This is a genomic window from Actinokineospora diospyrosa, assembly GCF_024171925.1.
GTDB lineage: Bacteria > Actinomycetota > Actinomycetes > Mycobacteriales > Pseudonocardiaceae > Actinokineospora > Actinokineospora diospyrosa.
In genome coordinates this window covers 276628-284739 of the sequence record NZ_JAMTCO010000013.1, presented here as the reverse complement: position 1 = coordinate 284739, position 8112 = coordinate 276628, and the positions used below count along the sequence as shown (strand labels likewise).

Here is an 8112-nt window from a genome sequence, read left to right as displayed (position 1 = left end):
TATCAACACCGTTCGAGGGTCGCCACCACGACATTCACTGCCTCAGGAAATCAGGCATCCTGCAGGGCCGGGACACCACCTCCTGGCTCGCCGACAAAGGCTACATCGGCAGCGACATGATCACCCCGTTCCGCAAACCCCGCAAACGCGAACAACCCCGATGGCAGAAAGAATACAACTTCCAACACAACAAGATCCGCGTCGCCGTCGAACGAGCCATCGCCCACCTCAAAACCTGGCGGATACTCCACACCGACTACCGGCGCCCGTTCAACACCTTCACCGCCACCATCACAGCAGTCATCGGACTCTACTTCTACGCACGCTCTGAATAACCCTCATAGTTTGCAGTCGAGGCATTCTTGTCTCAACGAGTGTCAAGACCAGACCTCCTGCGCAGCGGCGCAGGAGGTCTGGTCACTTGAGTGGCCCGGGGCCATCGAACCTGGGCGCGGGCTGCCTCTTCCCTCTGACGAGTGCGACTTTCCGCCACTGGGAGGGTAAACATGCCGGGTCGTGGGGGTTAGAGGTCGAAGCGGGTGTGGTCTGTGGCGATGGTGGTGCCTGTGGCCTCGATGGTGGCTCGGGCGGTGGAGTCTTGGGCGGCTGCGGGGTTGGTGTTGTTCAGGTGGGTGTAGTGCCAGGCGGTGACCCCGATGGGGAGTAGGGGGAGGGAGGCGGTTATGGGGAGGTGGCCCATGACCTGTTGGTCAGGCTGGCCGGTAGTAGAGGCCATCTCGTCGGCGCTTAGGAAGGTGCCGTCTAGGAGGGCGCAGGTGGCGCCGGTGACGAACTCGGTGAAGCCGGGGGGCCAGGAGGCCAGGCAGGGGGCGTAGAGCAGCGACCCTCCAGTGTGGACGTCGGTTATCCGGTAGGCGACAACCCAGTCTGGGGCGGGGGAAGCGGATTGGGCGTAGCGGGGGCGTTTGCCGGACAAGGGGAAGACGGCGCATTCTAGGTGGCCGTCGTCGAGGCGGAAGGTGTCTTCGGCTGGGTACCAGGTCCAGTGGTTGTAGTGGGCCAGGAGGTCGCGGACCGCGGCGGCGTCGAGTACCGGGCGGGGTGCCCAGACGGTCAGGCGGCCTTCGCGGAGCAGGGTGAGGCCGAGGGTGTGGTCGAGTTCGGCGTCGGTGAGGAGGGCGCCGCGGATGGGCGTTTCCCGCCTGCCTGGGCCTGGGGCGAGTTCGGGGGTGGCGTTGATCTGCGCGCGCAGGTCCGGGGAGGCGTTGAGCAGGTACCAGTTCCGGCCGGTCGCGCTGATCGCGAGGCAGTCCTGCAGGCGCGGCGGTACAGCCGGGTCGCCTGAGCGGGAGCGTTCGCACAGGTCGCAGGCGCAGTTCCACTGGGGCAAGCCGCCGCCCGCTGCGGTGCCGAGGACGACGACTCTCATCGGCGCATCACGAACGGGAGGTCCTCGGTCGGGGCGACAGCGCGGAGAACCACGTCGTGGTTCGGCGACAACGCGCACACCGGGTCGGTGTTCTCCGCCGCGCCGGTGAGCAAGAACGCTTGGCAGCGGCAGCCGCCGAAGTCGATGCCGCGGCGGGAGCAAGAGCGACAAGGGTCTCGCATCCAGTCCTCACCTCTATAGGCGTTGAAGGACGGCGAGTCGTACCAGATCTCGGCGAGGGGGCGTTCGCACGCGTTGTCGAAGGTCAGCGTGGTGATCACGTGTGCCGACGGACAGGGCAAGACTGTGCCGTCGGGAGCAACAGTGAGTTGGCGGGCACCCCAGCCGTGCATGCAGGGTTTGGGGAGGCGGTCCTGGTAGTCGGCGAGCACATAGATCACCTCCATGCGCCCCGCGAGCCGTTGGCGTGCAGCCCGCACAACCGGCTCGGCAGCATCGAGTTGAGCGCGAGTAGGCATAAGAGCCGCCCGGTTGCGCAACGCCCATCCGTAGAACTGGGTGTTCGCCAACTCAAGACGGTCAGCGCCCAACTCTTCGGCCAAGTCGATGATCGCCGCCACCTGGTCATGGTTACGCCGATGCAGGACAGCGTTGACGGTCAGCGGTAGTCCCGCCGAGCGAACGGCAGCCGCGGCGGCTCTCTTGTGCTTAGCGGCACGAGTACCGGCGATGATGTCAGCGCGCTCCGGGTCAGCCGCCTGGATGGACAACTGCACGTGCTCGATCCCCCGCACAGCGAGGTCGGCCATACGAGCCTCGGTAAGGCCGAGTCCACTGGTCACCAGGTTGACGTAACAGCCAAGACCGGAGGCATGGCTAACGAGTTCCGGTAGGTCGCGACGGGCAAGAGGCTCCCCGCCGGACATGTGGACCTGGAGCACGCCAAGCGCCCGCGCCTGGGTCAGAATCGACCGCCACTGGTCGGTGGTCAGTTCGCGGTCGCGGTGGACCAACTCCAGCGGGTTCGAGCAGTACGGGCAGTGCAGCGGGCAACGGTGGGTCAACTCGGCCAGCATCCCCAGCGGGGCGGTCATCGGGTCTCCTCCGGGTGCAGCACGCCGCGCGCGACAAGCCCGCGCAGCAGGGTCAGCACGTCCTCAGCGCGCACCCCGGCGTAGCGCTCGTCGAGCCGGGCGACGATGTCGGGCACGGTCGCCACGCCGTCGCAGGCGGCGATCACGGCCTCGGCGGTGGCGTTGAGCAGGAGCACGCCCTCGGGGTGGAGCACGACCGGGGCCCGGCGTACCGGGTCGAACCCCAGCCGTGCTCCCCGCCGCAGCCGCGGCGCCCACTCGCTCACCGCTTCCCTACTCCGTGGCAGGCGTGGTCGATGGCGCTGAGCATGGACCAGAGCACATCGCACTTGAACGCCAGCGCGGCCACGGCGGAATCTTGGTCGGCCCGCGTCACGCAATGCGCGAGCACCAGGTCGACGGCCTGCTTCCCCTCTGCGGACACCGCGTCGACCCGGGTGGTGAAGTAAGAGAGGTCGGCACGCTCGATCCAGGGGTAGTGCGCCAGGACGTCGACCACCCGACGGCGCATCAGGTGCCCGGAGAACATCTCCGTGAGCCCGGCGGCGACAGCGATGACCCACGGCCGCGTCTGGGCGAACCGCACATAGGCGTCAACCGCGAACCGCACGCCAGGTACCACGTGCCGCTCGTCGAGTACCTCAGCTCGGGTAAGGCCAAGAGCCTCACACAGCCGCAGCCAGTCCTCTCTGCCACCCTCCCCTTCCACAGCCCCGTCGTGGTAAACGATCCGCTCTAGCCACAACCTGCGGACCTCGGGCTCGGGGCAGTTGCTGACGATCGCAGCGTCCTTGAGCGGTAGAACACTCTGGTAGTACCAACGGTTCGCCGCCCACGTGCGCAGCTCCTCGCGAGTCAAGTGTCCCGCGTGCATGCGCACGTGAAAGGGGTGCGATCCCCAGTAGCGGCTGGAGAGGGCTTGTAAGGCGGCTAGGAAGTCCTCCCGCGGCAAGGGATCCGTCAACGCTTAGTCCTGCCGCGCGACGTAGGCCGTGACCTCCATGGGGGTGTCGTAGTCATCGAACTCCGGCACCACCCACTGCTCACGGTTGTCACCCATGTGCGCTCCTTTCTGTCGGCACCTACTCCCCCAGCATGACCACCCCACCCTGAGCCGACCTGGACCCGCGCTGGACCGACAGCCCTGTTGATGCCGCGAGGCACCCCCCCCCACCTGCGCGCGGGCCGACACCTCGGTGTGGCCTCCCCTCGTCACCGCTGCTTTTCCAGGTTCTTCCCGACCAACCGGCGCCCGACCTCAGCCCATCATCGGTTATCTTGATAGTTCATAGTCGATAATATGATCGCAGCTGGAGAACGCAGGAAAACGGGCTGTGGCCGCGGGATCGAGTCCCGCGGCCACAGCCCGCCGTTGGTCGGAAATCCGCCTGGGATCAGGCCTTCTTGCGCCTCTCCCGACCACTCATCAGCACCAGCACACCGGCGACGAGCAGGACCAGTGACCAGCCGAACAGCGTGATCGCGCCGGTGGCACCGGTCGCGGCCAGGCCGCCCTGCGCGGCCGGTTCGGCCTCCTCGGCGTCCCCGGTGGCCGCGATCGAGTCGTCGACCGGCACGTCGGCCGCGGAGGGCTGGGAGGTGACCGAGTCGCCGCCCGCCACGTCACCGGAGGCGGTGGCCACGTTGTGCACCGTGCCCGCCGCGATGTCGGCCGCGGTCACCACGTACCCGAGCTTGACGCAGGTGAGCGAGGCACCCGGGGCCAGCGCGGTCGTCGGGCAGACGACCCCGGTGATCTTCGGGTCGTCGACGCGGATGTTCTCCAGCGCCACGTCACCGGTGTTGGTGACCAGGAACGAGTAGTCGACCAGTTCACCCTCGTCGGCCAGGTCGTCGCCGTCGGTGTCGCGCAGCGCGGCCGACTTGACCAGCGTGATCGCCGGGGTGCCCGCCGCCTCGTTGGGGTCTTCACCGCTGACGATCTCGGTGGTCGGCACGTCCCTGGTCACCGGCGGGGTGACGTAGGGCGGGTCGGTGCCCGGCGGCTGCCCGGACGCGGTGGCCTCGTTGTGCACGATGCCCACCGCGACGTCCTCGGCGGTCACCTCGTAGGGCAGCGACGAGCACGTGGTCGTCTCCCCCGGCGCCAGGGTGGTGACCGGGCAGGTCACCACGCCCGCCTTGGGGTCGTCGACCTTGATGTCGGTCATCGGCACGTTGCCGATGTTCACCAGCACGAAGGTGTAGGTGATCGTCTCGCCGAGGCTGGCGAGGCCGTCGTCATCGGTGTCGTTGAGGGTCGCGATCTTGTCCAGGGTCAGACCCGGGTACGCGATCGGGACCTCGGCGATGGCGGGCGGCGTGCGCAGCGGCGGCCCGACCGGCGGTGTGCCGAACCCGGTGGCGACGTTGCGGACGATCCCGGCCGCGATGTCGTCACCGGTCACCAGGTAGGGCTGAGCGGTGCAGGTAGTGGTAGCGCCCGGCGGCAGGACCGACACGGGGCAGGTAACGGCACCGGCCTTGGGGTCGTCGACGCCGATGTTCGTCAGCGTCAGGTTGCCCGTGTTGGTGAGCACGAACGAGTAGAGGATGAACTCGCCCTTGTCCGCCAGGTCGTTCTCGTTGCTGTCCTGCAGGTCGGCCCGCTTCGACAGCGTCAACCGGGGCGCGGGGCCCGCGGTGGGCGTCACCGTGGAGTCCGGCGGCGAGACGACCTCGGTCTGCAGGGCGTCACCGAGGTCGGTGATGGCGATCGCGGTGTTGGCGACCTCGCCGAGCAGGATGTCGCTCTCGACGACCTGGTGCGGCGCGGTGGCCGTGCAGGTGGTCACCGCGAGCACCGGCAGGTCGGTGACCGGGCAGGTGATGGCGCCCGCGACCGGGTCGACGATGTGCAGCCGGAACAGCGGCACGGTGCCGTTGTTGACGACCAGGAACGACCACTGGATGTTCTCGCCGAGGTCGGCGAGGCCGTTGCCGTTGGTGTCGCCGAGGGTCGCGATCTTGTCCAGGGCCAAGCCGGGCACGGCGACGAAGGTCGGCGTGTTGGTGCGCGACTCCAGCGACACGATCGGCGAGCCGTCCGGCGCGAGACCCCGGGCCGTCGCGACGTTGACGACCTGCGCCGCCGCCACGTCGGCCGTGGTGGTCACGTGCGGGGCGTTGGACGTGCAGACCGTGCTCTCCTGCTGGATCAGCGTGGTCTTGGGGCACGTGCTGCCGACCAGCAGCGGGTCCTGGATGTTCAGGCCGGTGACGATGACGTTGCCGACGTTGGTGACGGTGAAGGTGTAGTCGATCTCCTCGCCCGCGTCGGCGAGCCCGTTGGCGTTGGTGTCGTCGAGGATGTCGTCCTTGACCAGGGCCAGGACCGGGTCCGGGTCGAACACCGGGATGTTGGCGGTGACCGGGGCCGAGCGGACCTGGACGCCACTGGGGGCGGTGCCGACCGCGGTGCCGATGCCGAGCACGGCGCCGACGTCCACGTCGTGCTGGCGGATCGTGTAAGGCAACCGGGCGCAGGTGGCGCTGGCCTCGGGGGCGAGGACCGGTTGCGGGCAGATGGTCTCCGGCGAGCCGCTGAGCTCGCCCTCGACGATGACGTTGGTGAGCGTCACGTTGCCGGTGTTGGTGATCGTGACGGTGAAGTCGATGACCTCGCCGAGGTCGCCGATGCCGTTGCCGTTGGCGTCGACGAGCGTCCCGGTGTGGGTGAGGCCGATGGACGGGTTGGGCACGAAGACCGGGATGGCGGAGGTGACCGGCTCCGACAGCGTGACGACGCCACCGGCGGAGGTGCCCCTGGCGCGCACGGTGCGCGTGACCGAGCCCGCGGCGGCGTCTTGCGGTGTGACGACGTACGGGATGGATTGGGTGCACACCGCGGTGCCACCGGGCTGGATGCTCAGGTTGGCCGGGCAGCCGGACAGACTCGGTGCGCCGACCACGATAACGACGTCGACGTTGCCTAGCGAGGTGTTGCCGTTGTTGGTGATCGTGGAGGTGAAGCGGACCGTCTCCCCCGCTTCGACGCGGCCGTCGCCGTTCTCGTCGCCGAGGGCGAAGGTCTGCGAGATGCTCACCGCGGGGGCGGGCACGAACGTCGGCGTCGTCGTGGTCGACGGCGCCGAGGTCACCGTGGCGCCGCCCGGCGAGACACCGGAGGCGGTGGCGGTCCGCACGACCGACCCGTTGACCGCGTCTTGTGCCGTGATGACGTAGCGCGGCGAGCGGACGCATTCGACCGTTTGGTTGGGCTGCAACGTGACGACGACACCGGCGCACGGGTTGGTGGCCAGGTCGGCGCCGGAGACGACGATCCCGGTGAGGGCGACGTTGCCGGAGTTCGACACCAGGAAGCGGTAGTCGATCTCCTCGCCGACCTCACCGACGGTGTCGCTGTTGGTGTCGATGAGGTTCGCGGTGCGGACCAGCTCGATGGCGGGCGCGGCCGCGAACGTCGGGATGTTGGTGACCGTGGGCGCGGAGGCGACGAGTTCGCCGTCCGGGGCGGTCGCGGTCGCGGTGCTGGTCGTGACGACCTGTCCCGCGGTGACGTCCGCCGCGGTGACCACGTGTGCGGGGGCGGAGCACGAGGTGCTCGCGCCGAGCGACAGGATCGTGGAGCCGCAGGTGACGCTACCGGCGCCGTTGTGCTGCACGTTGAGACCGAACAGTGTCACGTTGCCCTGGTTGTGCGCCTCGAGCGTGTAGGTGATGTTCTCACCGACGTCGCCGACACCGTTGCCGTTGGTGTCGTTCAGGTTCGCGGAGGCCGATAGCGCTACCGACGGAGCCGGGGTCGCGGTGGTGGTGACGGTGACGGAGTTGTTGTTGCCCGTGTTGGCGTCACTGTCAGTGGGGCCTGTCCCGACCGAGGCCTGGTTGACCAAGGGGAAGGTGAACGAGGCCGGGGTGGTGCCGTTGATTCGGATGGTCGTCGAGGCGCCAGCCGCTAGAGCACCTCCCGCGCAGGTGACTGAATTACCCGCTATAGAACATCCCGCGGTGGGGCTGCTAATCCCAGTCACCGAAATCGGGACGGTGTCGGTCACGGTGAAGGAAGACGCCGCGCCGGGGCCGTTGTTCGTAACCGTGAGAATCCACGAGATTGCCGCACCCGGGTTAGCGGCCTCCGGAGCGTAAACGCTCAACGCGAGGTCTACCGTCGCGCGCGGGTCGGCTTCTTGGATGCTGGGGGCATCCTCGACAGCAGGCGCTTGCTCTGCCGCAGGCTCCTTGGGAGGTTGCTCGCTCGGCGCCCCGTCACTCGGTGGGGCATCCTCGATCGGGGCGGGAACCTCGGCCTGGGACTCCTCAGTGGAGGGTGCGGGGGACTCGGGCTCGGGAGCCGGATCGGACACAACGGACGGATCACCTGCCGTGCCCGCGTCGCCCGCGCCCGCCGGGTCACCGGCTCCGTCGACCACCTCGACCTGCGTCGGGTCGACCGGGTCCGGGTCCGCGAGCACCGGACCGCCGGTGGACACCAGCGTCGCCACGACCAGCAGCAGGACGGCGACTCTCGCGCCGGGTCTGCGGGTCAGTGATGGGAGGAGCCGCCTACCGGGTTCCTCTGAGGGCGACTTCCGATTTCGCATCCCGCACCTCGCCACATAGTCCAGCCAGGACGTTCCCTGGGTGGATTCAAAGACTAGGGCCGCGGGATCTCAGCACAACGTCGGCAACGACTGTCCACCCGGA

Annotated in this window: 7 protein-coding genes; 1 reads left to right on the top strand and 6 read right to left on the bottom strand. The window is 68.4% G+C overall.

Translation table 11 applies throughout. The features are described 5' to 3' along the window. Nucleotides 1-335: transposase family protein (locus LV75_RS26210; RefSeq protein WP_253885965.1), on the top strand; the 335-nt coding region annotated here is incomplete at its 5' end. 188 nt (nucleotides 336-523) lie between these two features. On the opposite strand, the gene pqqB is transcribed toward LV75_RS26210, so the two are convergent. From pqqB to LV75_RS26180, 6 genes are all read right to left on the bottom strand, one after another. After that, the gene (gene pqqB, locus LV75_RS26205) at nucleotides 524-1390 is read right to left on the bottom strand and encodes a pyrroloquinoline quinone biosynthesis protein PqqB (RefSeq protein WP_253889681.1); all 867 of its coding nucleotides are present in this window, start codon (nucleotides 1388-1390) and stop codon (nucleotides 524-526) included. Then, nucleotides 1387-2445 carry a pyrroloquinoline quinone biosynthesis protein PqqE gene (gene pqqE, locus LV75_RS26200; protein WP_253889680.1) on the bottom strand — a complete coding sequence of 353 codons (1059 nt, stop codon included), beginning with the start codon at nucleotides 2443-2445 and terminating at the stop codon, nucleotides 1387-1389. Before pqqE ends, pqqB begins: the two co-directional genes overlap by 4 nt. Continuing rightward, nucleotides 2442-2711 carry a pyrroloquinoline quinone biosynthesis peptide chaperone PqqD gene (pqqD, locus tag LV75_RS26195; protein ID WP_253889679.1) on the bottom strand — a complete coding sequence of 90 codons (270 nt, stop codon included), beginning with the start codon at nucleotides 2709-2711 and terminating at the stop codon, nucleotides 2442-2444. The genes pqqE and pqqD overlap by 4 nt, the downstream gene beginning before the upstream one ends. Further along, on the bottom strand, nucleotides 2708-3409 hold the full coding sequence (pqqC, locus tag LV75_RS26190) for a pyrroloquinoline-quinone synthase PqqC (protein ID WP_253889678.1): 702 nt from the start codon (nucleotides 3407-3409) through the stop codon (nucleotides 2708-2710). Before pqqC ends, pqqD begins: the two co-directional genes overlap by 4 nt. Nucleotides 3410-3412: 3 nt before the next feature. After that, nucleotides 3413-3505 (bottom strand): pyrroloquinoline quinone precursor peptide PqqA, encoded by a 93-nt coding sequence (pqqA, locus tag LV75_RS26185; protein ID WP_253889677.1) that lies wholly within the window; start codon nucleotides 3503-3505, stop codon nucleotides 3413-3415. A 334-nt stretch (nucleotides 3506-3839) separates the two neighbouring features. Continuing rightward, a complete protein-coding gene (locus LV75_RS26180) occupies nucleotides 3840-8009 on the bottom strand; it encodes a CLIPPER-2 domain-containing protein (RefSeq protein WP_253889676.1) in 4170 nt (1389 codons plus the stop codon). Nucleotides 8010-8112 lie beyond the last annotated feature (103 nt).

What these genes read in the sequence shown, in the direction of transcription:
- pqqB (WP_253889681.1), bottom strand. Translation starts at nt 1,390, where the DNA reads ATGAGAGTCGTCGTCCTCGGCACCGCAGCGGGCGGCGGCTTGCCCCAG.
- pqqE (WP_253889680.1), bottom strand. Translation starts at nt 2,445, where the DNA reads ATGACCGCCCCGCTGGGGATGCTGGCCGAGTTGACCCACCGTTGCCCG.
- pqqA (WP_253889677.1), bottom strand. Translation starts at nt 3,505, where the DNA reads ATGGGTGACAACCGTGAGCAGTGGGTGGTGCCGGAGTTCGATGACTAC.
- LV75_RS26180 (WP_253889676.1), bottom strand. Translation starts at nt 8,009, where the DNA reads ATGCGAAATCGGAAGTCGCCCTCAGAGGAACCCGGTAGGCGGCTCCTC.